Here is a 19,785-nt window from a genome sequence, read left to right as displayed (position 1 = left end):
GGAGTGTCTATTACTTAATGATAACCGATTTAAAATTATTAACCTGTTATAACGCCTAAATATACTGTTTATTCTTATAAACGAAACTGCTCTCCTAAATATACATCACGAACCGTCTGATTGCTTAATACTTCCTCGGCTGTTCCAGCAGCGATAATGTGACCATTACCAACAATGTAGGCTTTTTCACAGATATCGAGAGTTTCACGAACGTTGTGGTCGGTAATAAGTACGGCAACACCGCGTTTTTGAAGGTGATGGATAATCTCTTTGATGTCACCAACGGAAATCGGGTCGACACCTGCAAAGGGTTCATCGAGCAGAATTATTTTAGGCTCCATTGCTAAAGCGCGGGCAATTTCAACTCGGCGACGTTCACCACCAGAAAGTGCCATACCTAGGCTGTCCCGTATATGTGTGACATTGAATTCTTCTAGCAAGCCCTCTAGCCGCTCATGTTGTTGCTGTTTATTCAAGTCCTTGCGCATCTGTAAAATGGCCAAGATATTGTCTTGAACGCTCAGTTTGCGAAAAATAGACGCTTCCTGCGGTAAATAGCCAAGTCCTTTGCTGGCTCTAGCGTGCATGGGTAAATGTGTAACTTCTTCACCATTAATGCTTACTTTGCCTTTATCTGCGGCAACTAGCCCCACCATCATGTAAAAGCACGTTGTCTTGCCTGCGCCGTTCGGTCCTAATAGGCCAACAATTTGAGCTTCTTCGACTTCAATGCTGACATCGATTACGACGGGGCGTTTTTTATAACTTTTGGCTAAATTCTGGGCACTTAAAATGGGCATTAATCGAGTGCTCCGGGAATGATGATGAGCTCGGCCTGTTCATCTTCTGGATTGCCAGTGACAGAGCGCTGAGAGTGAATGTTCATCAAACCCGTCACGGTATTGTATTCTATGCGTTCGCCATGAACTATGTTGCCGTTTTGGCTTATTTCAGCATTACCCGTGGTGATTATTAAGTCTTTATTTGGGTAGAATTCTATTTTTGAACCAGATACTTCAACTTTACTGCTGGTTAAATTGGGTAGGTCGACAAACCTTGCAGGCGTACCGTCGGCAATGAGCTGCTCAAGTTGTTTGGTGGTCTGATTGGTTTCAAGCGTTGTGTGATCTGCAAAAATCTCTAAGTTGCCCTGAGTTATAAATACATTGCCAGATAAAGTGACAAGACCCGTCGCAGTTTCAATGGTTTTTTCATCCGAGCGGCCAGTGATAGGTAGTTGTCGATCTTCTGGTAGAGCGAGAGTAGCGGTAGCCGAGGTTAAAAGCACTAAAGCTAAGCAGGTGTTGCGTAATTTATAGATCATAGACAAATGAAACCTCAGATTGAAAATGAATATTAGACCCCATTGTATCCATTTGCGCGTCCATTCCTATGGCATTGACGCGTTGACTACCTTGTGTAAGTTGTACCGGTAAATCAGTTTCGATGGTTTGGAGTTCATTGTTAATTGATAAAAACTCAGTCACTAAGATCAATGCTGGAGTAGCCGACAATTGGGTTGCAATGACATTTTCGTGGAATTCTATAATGTCATTTTCGTCGATATTGGCTGTATTTGCGGTTATTTTCCAAGTAAGTGTGCCATTTTCAACCAAATGTATTGTTGGCTGATTAAACTGACTGCGCTGAGGGTTTTCGTACATGGCTAGAGATTCGCCTTGAGCGTACAGCACTGCAATACCTTGTTCATTATAGCGGGTAATGTTCACATCGGTCATGTATGCGTCTGGTGAGTCTTCTGGAAGCTGGATGCTCTGCTCAGGTAGATATTGAACTTCTTCTGGCTTCAAAAAAAAGTAGAGGATCGCGGCCAAAATAGCGATGAGTACTGGGAAAAAAGACCGCGATTGAATCATTAAGCTACGCCTGCGCGTAAAATGTCATGCATGTGCACAACCCCGACAACTTTTTGCTCATCAACTACAATAAGTGAGGTAATCTTCCGTGTTTCCATTTGATAGAGGGCTTGCGCTGCAAGGAGTTCAGGGCCAATGGTCGCGGGAGACTTGTGCATAATTGTGCCAATAGGTGTGCTTTTAAAATCTGTTTCAGCATCGATTGCACGGCGTAAATCACCATCTGTGAACAAGCCAACTAGCTTGCCGTTTTCTTGTATGGTCACCAGTCCGAGGCTTTTACGGGTCATTTCTAAGAGTGTTTTATTGGTCATTTCACTCGGCGCAACAACGGGAATTGCATCGCCTTTATGCATGATATCAGCAACTTTAAGGAGCAGTTTACGCCCTAAGCTGCCACCGGGGTGTGAAAAAGCAAATTCTTCTGCGGTAAAGCCTCGTGCTTCTAAAAGCGCAACCGTAAGTGCATCGCCCATGACTAAAGCCGCTGTTGTTGAAGCGGTTGGTGCTAGGTTTAATGGGCAAGCTTCTTGTTTTACACCGCAATACAGGTGTGCATCTGAGGCCAGAGCAAGGCTACTGTCATTATTACCCGATAAGCCGATTAGTTTTATGCCTAAGCGCTTAATAAGCGGCAGTAGAGTGACAACTTCAGTTACTTCGCCCGAGTTCGACAAGGCAATCATAACGTCATCTTTAGTGACCATGCCCATATCGCCATGACTGGCTTCGCCAGGGTGTACAAAAAAGGCGGGAGTACCGGTGCTCGCCAGTGAGGCGGCTATTTTATTACCAATATGGCCAGATTTGCCCATGCCGGTAACCACTACACGGCCCTTACAGTTTAGTATAATTTCACATGCTGTTGAAAAATTGTCATCAATTGATGAAGCCAGGTCTTGTAATGCACTGATTTCGATATCAAAGGTGCGCTTGGCGTTTGCTATATATTGAGAGTTATTCATTTATTAAATCGCCTGAAATGCTACATAACCATAAACCATATACATTAGCACAAAAAGGCCACCCAAATAACGTCCCATGTTCGCATTCTGCTTGCCTCTAATAATCAACACTAAGAATAATGCGATGGTCATCACAGCCATGAATAAGTAGTCTCTATTGAAGAGTTCTGGAGCAAAAGCGGACGGTGCGATTAAGCCAGGAACGGCAAGCACCGCGAGTAAGTTGAATATGTTGGAGCCCACAACGTTACCGATAGCGATGTCATGATGTTTTTTCAATGCGGATGAAACAGAAGCTGCTAATTCAGGCAAGCTTGTGCCAACGGCGACAATTGTTGAGCCAATAATTGCATCACTTATGCCATAAGTTTTAGCAATACCAGTAGCGCCCCAAACCAATACACGAGCGCTCACCAGCAAAACACCTAAGCCAATTACGAACCAAATAAAGGCCTTTAAGTTCGACATGTCGCTGGGTATATCATCTTCAAATTCAGAAGATTGGTTTTGGCTCTTATTTTGTATATAGATCCAGCCTAAGAATATCACCATAGCGAGAATGAGCAATGAAGACTCAATTCGGCCAATATAGAAATTGAATAAAATAAAACCCACTGCCACGGTAATGACCATGAGTATGAGGTTTTCATTTAAGATTAGGCGTTTACTGATTGGAATCGGTGCTACTAAGGCTGTAATTCCGAGCACTAAACCGATATTAGCAATGTTAGAGCCAATGGCGTTACCCATTGCTAATTCAGGCTTACCTTCGAGCGAGGCAAAAATAGCAACAATAATTTCGGGTGCAGACGTACCCAGCGAAACGATGGTGACACCAATGATAATGTGAGGGACTCCGAAATTGTTGGCGATGGCGGCGCTGCCGGCGACAAAGCGGTCGGCACTCCAGACTAAAAATATTAGGCCAACTATGATAGATAGTGAAAAAGTGAGCATTTTGTTCGGTTCCCTCAAATAAATCGTGCGCGCATTTAACGGATTTTAGCATTATATTGCAATGTTCTTTCGGCAAAGTAAGTGAAAAGTGACTTTTTTCACGTTAGGTTAAGGTCTACTCTATTAGAGTAAAGGAAATCACATAGAGTGATATAGGGGATATACATGTTATTAGCACGTCGTTTCATATTTAGTTTGGTCCTAGGGATGTTCGTTAGCCAGTCATTCGCGTTCACGCCATCAAGAAGTGCCCAAGACAGCGTAGAAGAAGGGGTGAACGCCATTCTTGCCGTTGTTCGAAAATATGAAGGTGATCAGCGAGAGTCTGCACGTTTAGCCTATTTAGATGAAGTGACGGAAGTGTTGGAGCCCGTCATTGGTTATACCATTATCGCTCGCCGGGTGATGGGAGACGCTTATAATGACGCTTCTCGAGAGCAGAAAATCCGATTTTTTGAAGTCTTTAAGCGCAGCATGATTAACACCTATGCTGGGGGTATCTATACTTTTGGTGCTTATCAAGTTGAAGTTTTACCGAGCCAGGATGACAAAAAGGATACCGTTAAGAACACACGAGTATATATGGATGTAGTGTCTCCAGAAGGGCCTCGATATTCACTAGTGCAGAGCGTTTATTACAGTCAAAACGAAGAAGATTGGAAAATGCAAAATGCCATTTTCAATGGAATTAACTTAGGCGTAACCTTTCGCACCCAGTTTGAGCAAATCTATAAAGAAACCAATGGCAACTTAGATGACACCATTGCTGAATGGGAGCGCATTACTGAAGAAGCCTATAGCTCAACTAAGTTCCGATAACGAAAAGAGATTCGAGAGGTTTCGCATAAAATCAGGCAGTTTATCCAGTTAAGTGAGATTTACTGCCAATTTCATTAAGATTGACATAAGAATGCGCAGCTTTTGATTTAGATTTGTTCAACCATTGCGTATAATTCCTGACTTTTGCCAATTAACCTATTTTAGAGAGTTCCAATGACAGCTGATCAAGTCAAATCCTTACTTTTAGATACCTTTTCAGAAAGCGACATTCATGTGGAAGGGGAAGGTGCTAAATATATGATTTCTATCGTCTCGGCCTTATTTGAAGGTAAAAGAGCGGTGCCTCGTCAGCAAATGGTCTATGCCTTATTAAATGAGCACATATCGAGCGGCGAAATTCACGCAGTATCGATGGATCTTAAAACACCCGAAGAAGCCTGATAAGGAAAGAATTTTGGATAAACTGCTAATTACTGGGGGTGCGACCATAAATGGTGAAGTTCGTATTTCTGGCGCAAAAAACGCAGCGTTGCCTATTTTAGCAGCAACTCTGTTAACCAAAGAAACCGTTAATCTTAGTAACTTACCGCACCTAAATGACATAACCACACTTATTGGTTTGTTGGGTTGCATGGGTGTCAGTGTTGTTTTAAATGAAGACATGAGTGTCGAAGTAACTGCTGGCACCATTACTGAGTACACCGCGCCGTATGAATTGGTAAAAACAATGCGCGCTTCAATTTTAGTTTTGGGGCCGTTGTTAGCTCATTTTGGAGAGGCTAATGTTTCCTTGCCAGGTGGTTGTGCCATTGGTAGTCGTCCTGTCGACTTACACCTCCGTGGTTTAGAGGCGATGGGGGCTGAAATTGAAGTTACCGACGGCTATATTCGTGCCCGTACTCATGGTCGTTTGAAGGGTGCCCGAATCTTCTTTGATATCGTAACGGTTGGCGGCACAGAAAACTTATTGATGGCGGCAACCCTTGCAGATGGAACGACTGTTCTTGAGAATGCAGCTAAAGAGCCTGAAATTGTTGATTTGGCTAACTGCTTAATTGCGATGGGTGCCAAAATTACGGGCGCAGGCACAGATACTATTACGATTGAAGGTGTTGAAACGCTTCATGCCGCACATCATCGAGTATTACCCGACCGTATTGAAGCGGGCACCTATTTAATTGCAGGAGCAATTGCTGGCGGTATAGTTAAGTTGCGCGATGTGGTTCCAGAACATTTAGAATCGGTAATATCGAAACTTGAAGAAGCCGGTGCAGGCATCACCCAAGGTGAAGACTGGATCGAGATTAATATGGAAGGTCGGCAGTTAAAAGCGGTTGATATCACCACTGCGCCTTACCCTGCAATCGCTACAGATATGCAAGCGCAATTTACCGTGCTGAATGCTGTTGCCCAAGGAACAGGTATGGTCGAAGAAACCGTATTTGAAAACCGCTTTATGCATATTTGTGAATTAGAGCGAATGGGTGCTCAAGCGAAAATCAAAGGCAACACGGTCATTATTACCGGGCAAGACCAAAAGAAATTACGTGGTGCGCCTGTCATGGCCACAGACTTACGTGCATCTGCTTCATTAGTGCTAGCAGGTCTTGTAGCAGAAGGTGAAACATTAGTTGATCGAATTTACCATCTAGATCGTGGTTATGAATGTATCGAAGAAAAGTTAGCTGGCTTAGGTGCCACCATTAAGCGAATTTCAGGTAATTAATGTTATGCCCTCTCGCTATGGAGAGGGCCAATTTAAAAAGTGAATTAGAGATCTCATGCAACAAAGCGCCGACACTATCACCATTGCTCTTTCTAAAGGGCGAATTTTAAAAGAAACGCTTCCTTTATTCGCAGCCGCTGGCATTGAACCATTAGAAGATGTCCACACCTCGCGAAAACTAATTTTTGAAACGACACAGCCAAACGTGCGTTTTATTATCATCCGCGCGGTTGATGTACCCACCTATGTTGAGTACGGCGTCGCCGATTTAGGCGTCGCCGGCAAAGATGTGTTGATGGAGCATGGCGCACAAGAGATGTATGAGTTACTCGATCTCAATATCGCCCGCTGTAAGCTCATGACCGGTAAGTTAAAAGGCGCTGAGTTTGGACCAGGTCGATTAAAAGTTGCTACCAAATTTGTTAATATCGCTCGACAATATTATGCATCACAAGGCCGGCAAGTTGATCTTATTAAATTGTACGGCGGCATGGAATTAGCGCCGATCATGAATTTAGCAGACGTGATAGTTGATATTGTCGACACCGGCAATACGCTAGTCGCAAATGGCTTGGTCGCTGATGAGTTTATTGCCGATGTCAGTAGTCGTTTAATCGCGAGTCGATTAGCATTAAAAATGAAAGACGCTAAAATCAGACCCATTGTTGATCTGTTAGAAGCGGCTGTTTTAAAAAATGGAGCCGCTAAAAAATGAAGCTAACTATCAAAAAGCTAGATCAAAAAGATTCGGATTTCGATAGCGACCTTGATGATATGTTAGCCTGGGAAACAGTCTCAGATGGCAACATGCAAAAGCTCGTCGCAGATGTCATTGCCGATATAAGAAAAAACGGCGACGCAGCATTGTTAACTTATTCTGAAAAGTTCGACCGATTTCGCGTTGAAAGCGCTCAAGAGCTGGTATTAAATGCTCAAGACATTGAAGCCGCCTTCAATAGGCTACCCACTGAACAACAAGATGCGCTAAAAATTTCTGCCGAGAGGGTGTACAACTATCACCAAAAGCAGGTTTCAGAAAGCTGGAACTATACCGATGAAACTGGAGTGCTTTTAGGTCAGCAAGTCACGGCAATGGATCGCGTAGGGATTTATGTTCCTGGTGGAGTTGCGCCATTAGCGTCCTCAGTAATTATGAATGCCATGCCCGCCAAAGTTGCCGGTGTTAAAGAAGTTGTTATGGCAACGCCTGCGCCCGATGGAAAAGTAAGTGACTTTACACTGGGTGCCGCATTTGTTGTTGGAATCGAAAAAGTGTATTTAATCGGTGGCGCACAAGCCATTGCTGCATTAGCCTTTGGGACAGAAACGGTTCCTACCGTCGATAAAATAGTTGGACCTGGAAACGCTTATGTTGCCACTGCAAAGCAACAAGTATTTGGCAAGGTCGGCATTGATATGATTGCGGGTCCGAGTGAAATTTTAGTCATTTGCGATGGCAAAACCAATCCTGATTGGATTGCCATGGATCTATTTTCCCAAGCTGAGCATTCCCACGATGCACAAGCTATTTTAATCTCACAAGATGCTCAGTTTTTAGCAGATGTTGAAGCCTCAATAGAAAAGTTGCTACCAACAATGGAGCGAAACGAGACGATAATCCAATCGCTAAACGATCGCGGTGTTCTTATCCATGTTGAACAAATTGAAAATGCTAAAGAATTGATTAATAAAATAGCGCCTGAGCATTTAGAGCTATCAATTGAATCACCGGAATCTTGGCTACCGGACATTAGGCATGCTGGCGCTATTTTCTTGGGTCGCCATACGTCTGAAGCCTTAGGTGATTATTGCGCGGGGCCGAACCATGTTTTACCCACCAGTGGTACCGCTCGATTTTTTAGCCCACTCGGCGTTTATGATTTTCAAAAGCGCAGTTCTATTATAGGTGCGAGTGCTTCTGCAGCAAGTGAGTTAGGCAAGGTTGTATCGGTATTGGCGCGTGGGGAGGAGTTGACTGCTCATGCCCGCAGTGCGGAAATGAGAATAATAAAACCATAACTAGGAATGATAAAGGCGATGTCTACTTTTTGGAGCCCTTTGGTACGTGAGTTAGACCCATATGTGCCCGGCGAGCAACCCAAGGGTCAAAACTTGGTTAAGTTGAACACAAATGAAAACCCTTTTCCGCCATCACCCAGAGTGCGCCAAGCTATTTCGGATAATGAAATACTAGCTTTGCGACTTTACCCTGATCCAGATTCAAGCCGCCTGAAAAAAACAATCGCGGAATACTACCAACTAGCAAGTGATCAGGTATTTGTCGGCAACGGTTCAGATGAAGTGCTTGCACATAGTTTTGTCGCATTTTTCAAGCAACCACAGCCTATTTTGTTCCCTGACGTGAGCTACAGTTTTTATCCAGTTTATGCGAACCTGTTTGGCATTGAAACCAAGACACCAGCACTGAATAAAGACTTTACCATCGATATTTCAGCATTTGACCAGCCTAATGGCGGGGTTATTTTACCAAACCCTAATGCACCTACCGGAATCTATTTATCACTCGATGATATTCGTTCGTTGGTCGAGGCAAATACAGAATCAGTGGTTATTATTGATGAAGCCTATATTGATTTTGGTGGAGAGAGTGCGGTTTGCCTAATCAATGAGTATGATAATTTATTGATCGTACAAACCTTATCTAAGTCTAGGTCACTTGCTGGTTTACGAGTTGGTTATGCTATGGGGCAAGTACACTTAATTGAGGCACTTGATCGAGTTAAGAACTCATTCAATTCATACCCGTTGGATAGATTAGCTGAAGTTGCAGCTATCGCAGCATTTGAAGACGAAGCTTACTTTGTCGAATGTTGTAATAAAATTATGGCGACTCGTGAATGGACCATTGAACAATTGACTAAGTTAGGTTTCTCAATCTTACCCAGTAAGACTAACTTTTTGTTTGCTAAACCAAGTCACAAAGGCGCTCAAAGTGTTTTTAATGAACTACGCGCTAAAGGGATTATCGTTCGGTTTTTCAAGAAACCAGGGTTGAGCGATTATTTACGGATATCAATAGGTACCCGAGATGAGATGACTATGCTCATCGATGCCTTGACTGAATCATAAGATTAATAAATTACATACTGCCAGTTCCCGCTGGCAGTATTGTTAGACCCTCACGCTAATTCAACTCGTCAGAACGACTTCCTTTGTATAAATTGTCCTCATAACTATTATGGGCCCTTAACGGAAAGCTCATATCTCAGAATTTATCAGGTTCATAACCTTTTGAGGTCAACATTGGACAATTTTGCATTTCATCAAGCGATTCCCGGCTATTTCGAAGACTTAGGCGACAAACTCTGGTTAAAACTGGCTATTTACGGCGAGCAACCGGTAAGTGTATATGCGCGCATTGAGCCAGATAATGAAGAGTATCTTGTTCCAATGCAGCTGAGCCAAGTGCAAAATGGCTGGTTGTTTTATGAAGCGACGGTAGACAAAAGCGGACATGTCGATCAAACACTGTACCTTTTTAAGATGCTCTGGAAAGAAGACAGTAAGTGGCTTTCTGCAATTGGCATCGAACAACACATTCCAAGAAATATACAGATGTTTCGATATGCTCATGACCGACAAATGCCTGACTGGTCAATTTCACAAGTTTTTTATCAGATATTTCCAGAACGCTTTGCGAATGGCGATCCATCACTAACACCTGTAGAGGGTGAATATAAATATTTGGGCCGAAAAGATATTGTCGTAAAGCAATGGGGTGATGCACCTGAATCAAGTACAGGCGGCTTTGAGTTTTTCGGAGGTGATTTACCAGGTATTGAATCGAAGCTTGATTACTTATATGACCGGCTAGGTATTACTGCCATTTATTTGAACCCTGTTTTTAGCTCGCAAAGTAACCACAAATACGACACGGTTGATTATTACAATGTTGATGCGCACTTCGGCGGTAACCAAGCTTTAGTGTCTTTAATCAGCAAGATGAAAGCAAAAAAAATGCGCTTAGTTTTAGATGCCGTCATTAACCACACAAGTTTAGCCCACCCTTGGTTTAAATCTGCCTTGGCAGGCAATGAAGAAGATCGGTCACGCTTTATTTTCAATGCTAAAGGTGATGTCGAAACGTGGAAGGGCAGTAGAACTTTGCCTGTGTTAGATTTCAGTTACCAACAGAACTTATCAGATTTTATCACTGGCTCTGATTCGGTTATACGCCATTGGCTGCAGCCGCCATATAGTATTGATGGCTGGCGAATGGATGTTGTGCATATGCTTGGTGAAGGTGTTGGAGCGCGAAATAACTCTCATTACTTAAAACTCCTTCGTAAGACGATTAAACAAGAAAAGCCAAATGCAATGTTATTGGGAGAACATTTCTTTGAAGCCTCCGACTGGTTGCAAGGTGACCAAGAAGATTGTGCCATGAACTATTTTGGTTTTGCTCATCCTGTTAGGGCGTTTTTGGCCAATTTAGACATTGCCGGGGACCCAATAAAGATCAGTGCAGTAGAGTTTTCAAAATGGTTGCGCGATGCGCGAGCTAGGGTATCATTTTCGCACCAGCTTATGCAGTTTAACCAGCTTGATAGTCACGATACAGCACGCTTTATAACGATGTTACACGGCAATAAACAGCGCATGAAAATGGCCATTGCGTTACTAATGAGCTATATCGGAACACCTTGCCTATATTACGCAACTGAGATTGGTTTAGAAGGTCAGACAGATCCTGATTGTCGTCGAACTTTTCCTTGGGATGAGCAAGAATGGGATAAAGACTTATTTGCTTTTACTCAACAATGGATAAAATTGCGCAAAGAACTTCCAGTTTTACAGGCGGGAGCCATTCTAGACGTGCATGCAGATGAACATTGTTTTGTGTTTGCTCGAATTTTAGATCAGCAAATTGTCCTGGTAGCCGTAAATAGGGGGACCCAGGTAAACATCGAGTTTCCGCTATTGGTTCCTATGCAGGGCAGCTGGCAAAAATTAGTTGCTGATCACGATTTATCGGAAAGTGATGGACAGGCATCGGTCAATTTACCTGCAGAAACAGTACAAGCATGGTCGCTTATCGCGGAGTAACTAAAAACACTAGGGCTGCTTTGTTTGAATAACTACAGGGTAGCTCAGTAGTTCATTATTTCTTTTTACGTTAAATGTCACAATTGTTTCGGCGGGAAGCCGTTGAATATATTGAATGATGTCTTGTCGGTTAGTGAATGGCTGTCCATTAATGGCGATGATTTCGTCATTTACTTTGAGGCCAGCCAAATCAGCAGAGCTGTTAGGTAGTACCGAAACAATTTGAATGGCTACGACTGATTGCTCTAGAACTTCAATGACATCGATCCCGATAAAGCCGTTTACGTTGAATGGTTGTTGCTTTAGCTGCATTGCTCTGGCGATGACATACTGTATTGGAATGGCGAAACCTATGCCTTGAGTGCCACCGGTAGAAGATACAATTGCGGAGTTCATACCGATAACTTGCCCAAAGCTATTCACCAAAGCACCGCCACTGTTACCTGGGTTTATGGCCGCATCGGTCTGAATAAAATCGGTTAAATTAGTCAAGTTAGGTCTAAGCCGACCCGTTGCAGAGATAATACCCATTGAAACACTTTGGCCTACGCCAAATGGATTGCCGATAGTAAAGGCAAAATCACCTACTTTTACCTCCTCCATTGAAGAAAGGGGCAGAGTTGGGGTTATCTCAATTGCCGTTTTTATCAGGGCGATATCTGAATCTGGGTCGACCCAGTAATATAAAGCGGGAGCTCGTTGGCCATCATGGGTTTGGATAATGATGCTCGATGCGCGGTCAATTACATGTGCATTGGTGACTACTAGACCTTCTTGGCCTAACAGTATTCCAGATCCTAAGCTGGTTTGCTGTTGATTACTGATGTACTTTGATATGAGAGGATCATTCAGTAACGGGTTACCAGCATTTGAATTTGAAGTTTTTGAGTAAATGCTGACAACATAAGGTCGAACTTTATCAAGGCTTGAGGAATAACCTTTTGAAGAGCTTTCATTAGCAGGCAGCACATTGAAGCCGATCAACACAGCGGCGATGACCAAACCAATGGTGGCAGAGTAAATCCATTCTTTGTGATTGTTGAAAATTTGCATACACTGTTAAAAATTCAGATTTTAAAGGAGTGTATCATGGCTGTCTCACGATTGGATCTAGACGCTTATTTATCGAACCTACTTAAAGTTGATCAATTTAACGATTATTGCCCAAACGGATTACAGATAGAGGGCTCGCTGACTATCGAGCGTATCGTTACGGGTGTGACAGCCAGTCAGCGGCTAATAGATGAGGCCATTGCTCATAATGCCCAAGCTATTTTGGTGCATCATGGATATTTTTGGAAAGGCGAAAACCAAGCTATTGCTGGTATTAAACGCAGCCGTATTGCTACCTTGTTAGAGCACGACATTAACCTGTTTGCTTATCACCTACCGCTAGATGCACACGAAACTTTAGGCAATAACGTGCAGTTGGCAAATGAGTTAGGCTGGAATATTAGTGGGAATCTACCTAAATCGTTGGCACTGTATGGCCGGGTAGATGGCATGGAAACCGGCGCGACATTGCAAAGGAAGCTTTCTGAAGCACTGGATTATGATGTGCAACATATCGGTGAGCAGAATGACGAGATTGAGACCGTTGCTTGGTGTACAGGTGCGGCTCAAGATGAGCTGGAACGGGCCATTGATGCGGGGGTTGATGCGTTTGTCAGCGGTGAAATTTCTGAGCGAACCGTTCATTTAGCCTTAGAAAGTGGCGTGCATTATTTTGCTGCAGGACATCATGCGACTGAGCGAGGGGGTGTTAGAGCATTGGGTGCTCATCTTGCTCAGCAATTTAATGTTGATGTGCAGTTTATTGACTTACCTATACCCGTTTAACAGTGCTCCTTCACTTTCTCATGTTAAATAGCCGGTGGTCGTGGTTGAGGTGACCACCGAGTGCAGTTGAAAAGTAAATCACCTTGATCAAAGTGGTAGCAAAATTCCTTGTTCAGTGAGCTCTTCAATAATATCGACAGAGGCGGTGTTTCTGAAAAGAAAGCCAAAGGGTAGCTCGCGATTTCCAGCAACAATCGCCAACAGGCCTGCTGCTTCTACATAAGGGCAAACCGCTAACGCATCTTCTGGGCGAACAATGACGCAAGCATGACCTCGAGTAAACAAAACTCGCTCAAGTTCAACAGCACGCTCAGCAGCATCTTGGGCATCTAGCACAATCGTGACTGGCTTTTGGTGATATCGACGTTCACGATCCACCTCAGTCACCATTTGAATGGCAGCAATTTGAGTTTGTTCTTCGATCATACCTGCGGCAACAGTCCCGTTAGTTAAACGGTCAATTACGATAAAAGCCCCTGTATGGCGGTTATCTGAATATGCATCAACAATAACAGGTTTATTAAGCTGAACAGTTACGTTTGCAATGGTATTTAAAGTCAGTGAATCGGCCGATGATGTTTCAAAGGTGTTTACATCAATAGTTTCATTAATTTTAACCACAGTGCCAGCGACGAGCTGGTGACCGACTTTAAAAAAGTATTGTCTGCCCGGTAACATGTTTTCATCAGCCATCCAAACAAGTTTGGCGGTGAATGCGTCAGCGGTCATAGGTGGTTGATCGCTGGTCTTCACGAGTGTATCGCCACGGCTCACATCTATTTCAGTGTTGAGCGTTAAGGTGATAGCCTGACCGACGTGGGCTGAAGGTAGATTACCATCGAACGTTACGATTTCTTTCACTGTAGATTGTTGGCCGCTCGGGAGCACGGTTAATGAATCACCGACGTTCACAGTGCCGCCAGCGATAGTCCCTGCGAAGCCTCGAAAGTTCAAATTTGGGCGGTTCACATATTGAACGGGAAAACGAAAATGGGTGTTAGAATCATCCGCGGCAATTTCTATTGTTTCGAGCAGTTCCATCAATGGTTGCTCTGTAAACCAAGGCATGTTTTCACTCTTGGATACAACATTATCGCCTTCCAATGCTGAAATAGGTACAAAACGAATATCGGGGATGGAAAGCTGTTTTGAAAAACTTTGGTAGTCTTCGCGAATTTCTTGATAGCGAGTTTCACTGTATTTGACCAAATCCATCTTATTGATGGCTACAATAACGTGTTTCAACCCAAGTAAATGAGCAATAAAACTGTGGCGGCGCGTTTGTGTCATTACGCCGTGCCGAGCATCAACTAAAATTATGGCTAAATCACAGGTTGAGGCCCCCGTCGCCATATTTCGAGTGTACTGTTCGTGGCCAGGTGTATCACCAATAATAAATTTACGCCGACTGGTCGAAAAGTATCGATAAGCAACATCAATAGTAATGCCTTGCTCTCGTTCGGCGGCTAAGCCATCGACTAATAACGCAAGATCTATTTTTTCGCCAGTGGTGCCTGACTTTTTGCTATCCTTTTCGATCGCCGCTAGTTGATCTTCATAAATCATTTTTGAATCATGCAGTAGACGGCCAATTAAAGTTGATTTTCCGTCATCTACGCTGCCGCAGGTTAAAAAACGCAATAATTCTTTTTGTTGATGCTGCTCAAGGTAGGCATCAATATCGCTGGAAATTAATTCTGATTGGTGTGACATATGTATAGCTCCGTAATCCTAGAAATAGCCTTCTTGTTTCTTCTTTTCCATAGAGCCAGATGAATCATGGTCTATGGCGCGGCCTTGTCGTTCACTCGTGGTGGTCAATAACATTTCTTGGATAATTTCAGGTAGCGTTGTTGCGTTAGACTCAACTGCGCCAGTTAGTGGGTAACAACCCAGCGTTCTAAAGCGAACATTTCGGTATTCTATTTTTTCGCCTTCTTGAAGTACCATACGGTCATCGTTGACGTTAATGAGCATGCCATCGCGCTCTACAACAGGTCGTTTATCAGCGAAATAGAGCGGTACAATATCGATGCTTTCTAAGTGGATATATTGCCATATGTCGAGCTCGGTCCAGTTAGATAATGGGAATACACGAATCGACTCACCTCGGTTTATGCGAGCATTATAAATATTCCATAATTCAGGGCGTTGGTTTTTTGGATCCCAGCGGTGATTGCGATCTCTAAAGGAGTAGACCCGTTCTTTCGCTCGTGACTTTTCTTCATCGCGTCGTGCGCCTCCGAAGGCGGCATCGAAGCCATACTGGTTTAGAGCTTGTTTGAGGCCCTGGGTTTTCATAATGTCAGTGTGTTTGGCACTGCCGTCGGTAAACGGATTGATCTTTTGCTCTAATCCATCAGGGTTCTTATGAACCAAAATATCAAGATCATATTTCTCAGCCATTTGATCTCGAAATTCGATCATCTCTTTAAACTTCCAGTCAGTATCAACGTGTAGGAGTTTGAATGGCAGCTTACCTGGGAAGAATGCTTTGCGAGCTAAATGCAGCATTACGGCGGAGTCTTTACCGATGGAATAGAGCATGACAGGGTTATCAAACTCAGCAACGACTTCGCGGATAATATGGATGCTCTCGGCTTCCAGTTGCTTTAAATGGGTGAAATTGGAACTCGTCATGGAAATGCTCATCTAATGTGTCGATAGAAGAACTATACCAAAGCTTGCGACTAAATTAATTATAGTTATAAGAGTATTTAGTTATATGTCTATTTCGAATAAGAGATAAGGCTAGGAGAGTGAAATGGCAGGGGATTATCTATCTGCCATTTTTTTATCAAACTTCAAAGGACTATTTAGCTTCGTTTTCCGCAGAGTCCGCTTCAAAGTCACTGCGTTTAAGGCCATAGGTTTCTGATAAAGTGCCTTCTTGATCTGGCTGCTTTGGAGCGTAGTCCATCGGTCTGAAGGCTTCTTCTGTGCTAGATTTTGCTGTTGGGGTTAATTCTTCAAGTGATGTTTGGCTCGTTCTAGCGGACTCAAGTCTATATTCAGGGTTAATGAATTTTTCAGCACCATGGCTTAAATGATCTTGGATTTGAGCATAGTTATGGCTTAACTGTTCAATTAATTCAGTGGTGCGGCTGAAATGCTCGGTCACACTGACTTCATAGTTTTGGTGTTGCTGTTTGATTTCATCTAGCTGACGTCGCAAACTTGATCGATCTTGTCCGTCCTTTTTTAGGAACAACCGACCTAATAATGAGCCGACGATCAGCGCAGCAATAATCACCGCTGCTAATGTTGACCATTGTAATTCCAACATAGTAACTCCCTAATTTGCGTTATTTAGATCAGTATAGCGACTGTAGCAAAGATTCTCATGCTTATTGCTAACTAAACATTTATTCCGTTTGGTCATTGATTGTCATTAGCGAGGCGGTACAATCCGCCTGTCAATTATTTGGAGCGATGAATGAATACCCCATGGGAGCGATATCAGGCAGATCTAACTAAAGAAGGCTTTAGTTACGACCCATCTCAGGAAATGGCTGTTAAGGCATTACAAAAAGTCTATGAAGGCTTGGTTCATCGTCATCAGAAAGAAAAGTCAGTGATTGGCAGGTTTGCCAAAAAAAGCGGAAAGTCGCGTTCAAAAGTGAAAGGCCTTTATTTTTGGGGTGGAGTAGGGCGTGGTAAAACCTACCTAATGGATACGTTCTTTGATGCGATTCCGTTTGAAAGCAAGCGACGACTGCACTTTCACCACTTCATGCGTCGAGTACACTTGGGGCTTGAGACCCATAAAGGCAAAAAGAATCCGTTAATATTGGTTGCTAAAGAGATCGCTCAAGAGGCCCATGTGCTTTGTTTTGATGAGTTTTTTGTGAGTGATATCGGCGATGCTATGATTCTAGCCAATTTATTAAAGACTCTATTTGATGAAGGAGTGACATTGATTGCAACTTCAAATATTGAGCCAAAAGACCTATATAGGAATGGTTTGCAGCGTAAATTATTTATGCCTGCAATTGAGCTACTAGAGCAACATACCGATATATTAAATGTTGATGGTGGGACAGATTACCGCCTACGCACGCTAAAACAGGTAGAAATATTCCATTCGCCGTTAGATAGTGCAGCTGAGAAAAACCTCCAAGACAGCTTCGAGCGTCTAGCCCCAGACCTAGAGCAGGCGACAGAGCAAAAGCCATTGGATGTTTTAGGCAGAAAGATTATGACGCGACGCATGAATGATGACGTTGTCTGGTTTGAGTTTAATGACCTCTGTAACGGTCCAAGGTCACAAAACGACTATATTGAAATTGCACAGTGCTTTCATGCCGTGCTTTTAAGCAATGTGCCCGTTTTTAATGGCAAAAATGATGATTCAGCGCGTCGTTTCATTAATATGGTCGATGAGTTTTATGACCGTAATGTTAAGCTATTAATGACAGCAGAAAAGCCAATTAACGATATTTATGAGGCGGGGAAGCTGTCATTCGAATTTAGGCGCACGGTAAGTAGGCTGCTAGAGATGCAGTCTGAGGAATACTTGGAAGCGGAGCATAAAGCTTGAAAATACTAGAACCTCAACGTATAGGCGTGGTAATTACTACATATAACTCTCCTGAATGGTTGAGGAAGGTTCTATTGGGATACGAAGCTCAGCTTGATGTAGATTTTACGGTGCTCATTGCTGATGATGGGTCAACCAAAGATACAGAAGATCTTTTAAATGAGTTTAAAGTCCGTAAGCGGCTTAAAATTGAGCATTATTGGCACGAAGATGAAGGTTTTCGTAAGACGATCATTCTCAATAAAGTCATAGCGCAAACTGATTGTGACTACCTGATCTTTACAGATGGCGATTGTATTCCGAGAGCCGATTTCATTCGGGTTCATCGGCAGTTCGCCTACCCCAATACGTTTTTGTCCGGTGGTTACATTAAACTGACGACACCAGTATCAGAAAATATCAGCCCCAAACAAATCATTGACCAATCAATTTTTGATCGCAGTTGTTTAGTTGCATTGGGTCAGCCTAAAAGCCATAAGCTTTTGAAACTTGTTAACCAGCCACTGTTTGTTAAGTTTATGAATAACCTTACACCAACTAAAGCTTCATGGAATGGAATGAATAGTTCGGGTTGGATAGCTGACATAAAGGCAGTTAATGGTTTTGATGAGCGCATGCAGTATGGCGGTTTAGATCGAGAGTTAGGCGAGAGGCTTGTTAATGCAGGCATTAAGCCGAAGCAAATTCGGTATAGCGCCATTTGTTTACATTTAGATCATCCACGGGGTTACTCTAAACCTGAGACTTGGAAGATTAATGCAGCCATACGAAAAAATGTAGTAGAAAATAAAGAGGCTTGGACCGAGTTTGGAATTTTAAAATCATCGAGTCAGAAGGTAGATTAATGAAAATCGCCGATGATACTCAAGAAGTAGAGTTTATATTAGGTAATTCGAACCGCCGTTTTTCAGGTGTGACAAGTACGATGCTTCAAGTGTTGCATGAAATGTCGAAGTCAACACCCGTGGCTGTCTTTGGTAAACATCATCTTCCTAAAGGCGCTCTAGTATGGGGCTGGCGAGAGATTATTGTTCGCTGCAGAAGCCCTTTGCGCTCAGGAAAGTATAGAGTGTTTCACGCTCGCCGTAATAATGAGATGTTGCAAGCTCTCGTCTTGAAGCGTGTATTCCGTTGTAAGTTTAAAATCGTTTTCACTTCCACTGCTCAGCGAAAAAAAACATGGATTACTAGGTTTTTAATGTCGAAAATGGATGGATTGATTTCGACATGTAGTGCAGCTGCCTCTTATATGCCAACCAGACCAGACATCATTATTGCTCATGGGATAGACACTGCATTTTTTACCGACCTACCTCTTAATAAATCGAAGCCGCTTGCGCTACCCGGTAAGTTTAATATTGGAATGTTCGGGCGTGTAAGAGAGCAGAAAGGGGTGGATCTATTAGTCGATGCTGCCCTATCACTGTTACCTGCAAACCCAGAATGGGGAGTGGTAATAGTTGGTGAGATTACGACCGAACAGACGGCTTTTCACAAGTCATTGATAGAGAAACTGCGCGAAAGGGGTTTAGAGTCTCGAGTGCTGTTTACAGATAAAGTCGACTTTTCGGAGCTTCCTTTTTATTTTAATGCTATAGATATTGCGGTCGCCTTGAGTCGAAATGAAGGCTTTGGATTAACCGTGCTAGAAGCGCTGGCCCTCTCTAAGCCAGTGGTGGCGACAAGAGCAGGTGCATGGCCTGATATTATAACTAGTGACGAACTAGGTCGATTGATTGATGTTGGTGATTTAGCTGCTCTAGTTACTTCTCTTCAAGAGCTGATGAGTAATGAGTATTTGCGGAGGGCAATGGGCATCGCTGGAAAAAACCTAGTTTTGAAGGGTTATACAGTAGAGCGAGAAGCAGCCAGCTTATTAGGGTTCTATCGCTCAATGCAGCTTTTAAATAATTAATTTGAATTTCCTGTTGACTGAGCTGAAAACCTCCCTATAATGCGCCTCCGCTGCATCGGGAAGAGATCAGATAGATGGCCTCAACGAAGTAGCGGTTGGCTCAGTAAGGAATTGATTCT

General features: G+C 43.1%; 20 protein-coding genes. 11 read left to right on the top strand and 9 right to left on the bottom strand.

Annotation, left to right across the window (positions count from 1 at the left end; genetic code table 11):
• Positions 1-74: 74 nt before the first annotated feature.
• The 5 genes from lptB to ACI882_RS16750 are packed head-to-tail and all read right to left on the bottom strand — an operon-like array spanning position 75 to position 3,799.
• Positions 75-800 carry an LPS export ABC transporter ATP-binding protein gene (gene lptB, locus ACI882_RS16770; RefSeq protein ID WP_411744060.1) on the bottom strand — a complete coding sequence of 242 codons (726 nt, stop codon included), beginning with the start codon at positions 798-800 and terminating at the stop codon, positions 75-77.
• Entirely contained in the window at positions 800-1,324 is a 525-nt protein-coding gene (gene lptA / locus ACI882_RS16765; RefSeq protein WP_411744061.1) for a lipopolysaccharide transport periplasmic protein LptA, read from the bottom strand. Before lptA ends, lptB begins: the two co-directional genes overlap by 1 nt.
• Positions 1,314-1,877 (bottom strand): LPS export ABC transporter periplasmic protein LptC, encoded by a 564-nt coding sequence (lptC, locus tag ACI882_RS16760; protein ID WP_411744062.1) that lies wholly within the window; start codon positions 1,875-1,877, stop codon positions 1,314-1,316. Before lptC ends, lptA begins: the two co-directional genes overlap by 11 nt.
• On the bottom strand, positions 1,877-2,842 hold the full coding sequence (locus tag ACI882_RS16755; protein WP_411744063.1) for a KpsF/GutQ family sugar-phosphate isomerase: 966 nt from the start codon (positions 2,840-2,842) through the stop codon (positions 1,877-1,879). The genes lptC and ACI882_RS16755 overlap by 1 nt, the downstream gene beginning before the upstream one ends.
• 3 nt (positions 2,843-2,845) lie before the next feature.
• The gene (locus ACI882_RS16750) at positions 2,846-3,799 is read right to left on the bottom strand and encodes a calcium/sodium antiporter (protein ID WP_411746638.1); all 954 of its coding nucleotides are present in this window, start codon (positions 3,797-3,799) and stop codon (positions 2,846-2,848) included.
• A gap of 165 nt (positions 3,800-3,964) precedes the next feature.
• Between ACI882_RS16750 and ACI882_RS16745 the strand changes: the two genes are divergently transcribed.
• The 7 genes from ACI882_RS16745 (at position 3,965) to malZ (ending at position 11,372) form a co-directional block, all read left to right on the top strand.
• Positions 3,965-4,618: a phospholipid-binding protein MlaC gene (locus ACI882_RS16745; RefSeq protein WP_411745161.1), complete on the top strand. Its 654-nt coding sequence runs from the start codon at positions 3,965-3,967 to the stop codon at positions 4,616-4,618.
• A gap of 174 nt (positions 4,619-4,792) precedes the next feature.
• Positions 4,793-5,020: a BolA family protein gene (locus ACI882_RS16740; RefSeq protein WP_411745162.1), complete on the top strand. Its 228-nt coding sequence runs from the start codon at positions 4,793-4,795 to the stop codon at positions 5,018-5,020.
• Positions 5,021-5,033: 13 nt separating this feature from the next.
• Positions 5,034-6,305: a UDP-N-acetylglucosamine 1-carboxyvinyltransferase gene (gene murA, locus ACI882_RS16735; RefSeq protein ID WP_411745163.1), complete on the top strand. Its 1,272-nt coding sequence runs from the start codon at positions 5,034-5,036 to the stop codon at positions 6,303-6,305.
• 55 nt (positions 6,306-6,360) lie between these two features.
• Positions 6,361-7,020, top strand: coding sequence for an ATP phosphoribosyltransferase (gene hisG / locus ACI882_RS16730; protein WP_411745164.1), 660 nt, complete (start codon positions 6,361-6,363; stop codon positions 7,018-7,020).
• The gene (gene hisD, locus ACI882_RS16725) at positions 7,017-8,324 is read left to right on the top strand and encodes a histidinol dehydrogenase (protein WP_411745165.1); all 1,308 of its coding nucleotides are present in this window, start codon (positions 7,017-7,019) and stop codon (positions 8,322-8,324) included. The genes hisG and hisD overlap by 4 nt, the downstream gene beginning before the upstream one ends.
• Positions 8,325-8,342: 18 nt before the next feature.
• Entirely contained in the window at positions 8,343-9,395 is a 1,053-nt protein-coding gene (gene hisC, locus ACI882_RS16720) for a histidinol-phosphate transaminase (protein ID WP_411745166.1), read from the top strand.
• 174 nt (positions 9,396-9,569) lie between these two features.
• Positions 9,570-11,372, top strand: a complete 1,803-nt coding sequence (gene malZ / locus ACI882_RS16715; RefSeq protein ID WP_411745167.1) for a maltodextrin glucosidase — start codon at positions 9,570-9,572, stop codon at positions 11,370-11,372.
• Between the two features lie 9 nt (positions 11,373-11,381).
• On the opposite strand, the gene ACI882_RS16710 is transcribed toward malZ, so the two are convergent.
• Complete coding sequence (locus ACI882_RS16710; RefSeq protein ID WP_411745168.1) at positions 11,382-12,425, bottom strand: S1C family serine protease; 1,044 nt, start codon at positions 12,423-12,425, stop codon at positions 11,382-11,384.
• A gap of 36 nt (positions 12,426-12,461) precedes the next feature.
• Between ACI882_RS16710 and ACI882_RS16705 the strand changes: the two genes are divergently transcribed.
• Positions 12,462-13,211, top strand: a complete 750-nt coding sequence (locus tag ACI882_RS16705; protein ID WP_411745169.1) for a Nif3-like dinuclear metal center hexameric protein — start codon at positions 12,462-12,464, stop codon at positions 13,209-13,211.
• An 87-nt stretch (positions 13,212-13,298) separates the two neighbouring features.
• On the opposite strand, the gene cysN is transcribed toward ACI882_RS16705, so the two are convergent.
• From cysN to ACI882_RS16690, 3 genes are all read right to left on the bottom strand, one after another.
• Positions 13,299-14,924 carry a sulfate adenylyltransferase subunit CysN gene (cysN, locus tag ACI882_RS16700; protein ID WP_411746639.1) on the bottom strand — a complete coding sequence of 542 codons (1,626 nt, stop codon included), beginning with the start codon at positions 14,922-14,924 and terminating at the stop codon, positions 13,299-13,301.
• 18 nt (positions 14,925-14,942) lie between these two features.
• Complete coding sequence (gene cysD, locus ACI882_RS16695) at positions 14,943-15,851, bottom strand: sulfate adenylyltransferase subunit CysD (RefSeq protein ID WP_411745740.1); 909 nt, start codon at positions 15,849-15,851, stop codon at positions 14,943-14,945.
• Between the two features lie 172 nt (positions 15,852-16,023).
• On the bottom strand, positions 16,024-16,497 hold the full coding sequence (locus ACI882_RS16690) for a YhcB family protein (protein WP_411745741.1): 474 nt from the start codon (positions 16,495-16,497) through the stop codon (positions 16,024-16,026).
• 150 nt (positions 16,498-16,647) lie between these two features.
• Between ACI882_RS16690 and zapE the strand changes: the two genes are divergently transcribed.
• From zapE to ACI882_RS16675, 3 genes are read left to right on the top strand one after another with little or no spacing between them, the layout of a single operon-like run.
• Entirely contained in the window at positions 16,648-17,751 is a 1,104-nt protein-coding gene (zapE, locus tag ACI882_RS16685) for a cell division protein ZapE (RefSeq protein WP_411745742.1), read from the top strand.
• Complete coding sequence (locus ACI882_RS16680) at positions 17,748-18,596, top strand: glycosyltransferase family 2 protein (protein WP_411745743.1); 849 nt, start codon at positions 17,748-17,750, stop codon at positions 18,594-18,596. The genes zapE and ACI882_RS16680 overlap by 4 nt, the downstream gene beginning before the upstream one ends.
• Complete coding sequence (locus ACI882_RS16675; RefSeq protein ID WP_411745744.1) at positions 18,596-19,666, top strand: glycosyltransferase family 4 protein; 1,071 nt, start codon at positions 18,596-18,598, stop codon at positions 19,664-19,666. Before ACI882_RS16680 ends, ACI882_RS16675 begins: the two co-directional genes overlap by 1 nt.
• Positions 19,667-19,785: the final 119 nt, after the last annotated feature.

The organism is Reinekea sp. (genome assembly GCF_046710285.1).
GTDB lineage: Bacteria > Pseudomonadota > Gammaproteobacteria > Pseudomonadales > Natronospirillaceae > Reinekea.
This window is presented reverse-complemented; position numbering and strand designations above follow the sequence as displayed.

Bases quoted from the DNA above. Each gene is read 5' to 3' on its own strand.
- lptB (WP_411744060.1), bottom strand. From the start codon at position 800: ATGCCCATTTTAAGTGCCCAGAATTTAGCCAAAAGTTATAAAAAACGC.
- lptA (WP_411744061.1), bottom strand. From the start codon at position 1,324: ATGATCTATAAATTACGCAACACCTGCTTAGCTTTAGTGCTTTTAACC.
- lptC (WP_411744062.1), bottom strand. From the start codon at position 1,877: ATGATTCAATCGCGGTCTTTTTTCCCAGTACTCATCGCTATTTTGGCC.
- ACI882_RS16755 (WP_411744063.1), bottom strand. From the start codon at position 2,842: ATGAATAACTCTCAATATATAGCAAACGCCAAGCGCACCTTTGATATC.
- ACI882_RS16750 (WP_411746638.1), bottom strand. From the start codon at position 3,799: ATGCTCACTTTTTCACTATCTATCATAGTTGGCCTAATATTTTTAGTC.
- ACI882_RS16745 (WP_411745161.1), top strand. From the start codon at position 3,965: ATGTTATTAGCACGTCGTTTCATATTTAGTTTGGTCCTAGGGATGTTC.
- ACI882_RS16740 (WP_411745162.1), top strand. From the start codon at position 4,793: ATGACAGCTGATCAAGTCAAATCCTTACTTTTAGATACCTTTTCAGAA.
- hisG (WP_411745164.1), top strand. From the start codon at position 6,361: ATGCAACAAAGCGCCGACACTATCACCATTGCTCTTTCTAAAGGGCGA.
- hisD (WP_411745165.1), top strand. From the start codon at position 7,017: ATGAAGCTAACTATCAAAAAGCTAGATCAAAAAGATTCGGATTTCGAT.
- hisC (WP_411745166.1), top strand. From the start codon at position 8,343: ATGTCTACTTTTTGGAGCCCTTTGGTACGTGAGTTAGACCCATATGTG.
- ACI882_RS16710 (WP_411745168.1), bottom strand. From the start codon at position 12,425: ATGCAAATTTTCAACAATCACAAAGAATGGATTTACTCTGCCACCATT.
- ACI882_RS16705 (WP_411745169.1), top strand. From the start codon at position 12,462: ATGGCTGTCTCACGATTGGATCTAGACGCTTATTTATCGAACCTACTT.
- cysN (WP_411746639.1), bottom strand. From the start codon at position 14,924: ATGTCACACCAATCAGAATTAATTTCCAGCGATATTGATGCCTACCTT.
- cysD (WP_411745740.1), bottom strand. From the start codon at position 15,851: ATGACGAGTTCCAATTTCACCCATTTAAAGCAACTGGAAGCCGAGAGC.
- ACI882_RS16690 (WP_411745741.1), bottom strand. From the start codon at position 16,497: ATGTTGGAATTACAATGGTCAACATTAGCAGCGGTGATTATTGCTGCG.
- zapE (WP_411745742.1), top strand. From the start codon at position 16,648: ATGAATACCCCATGGGAGCGATATCAGGCAGATCTAACTAAAGAAGGC.
- ACI882_RS16675 (WP_411745744.1), top strand. From the start codon at position 18,596: ATGAAAATCGCCGATGATACTCAAGAAGTAGAGTTTATATTAGGTAAT.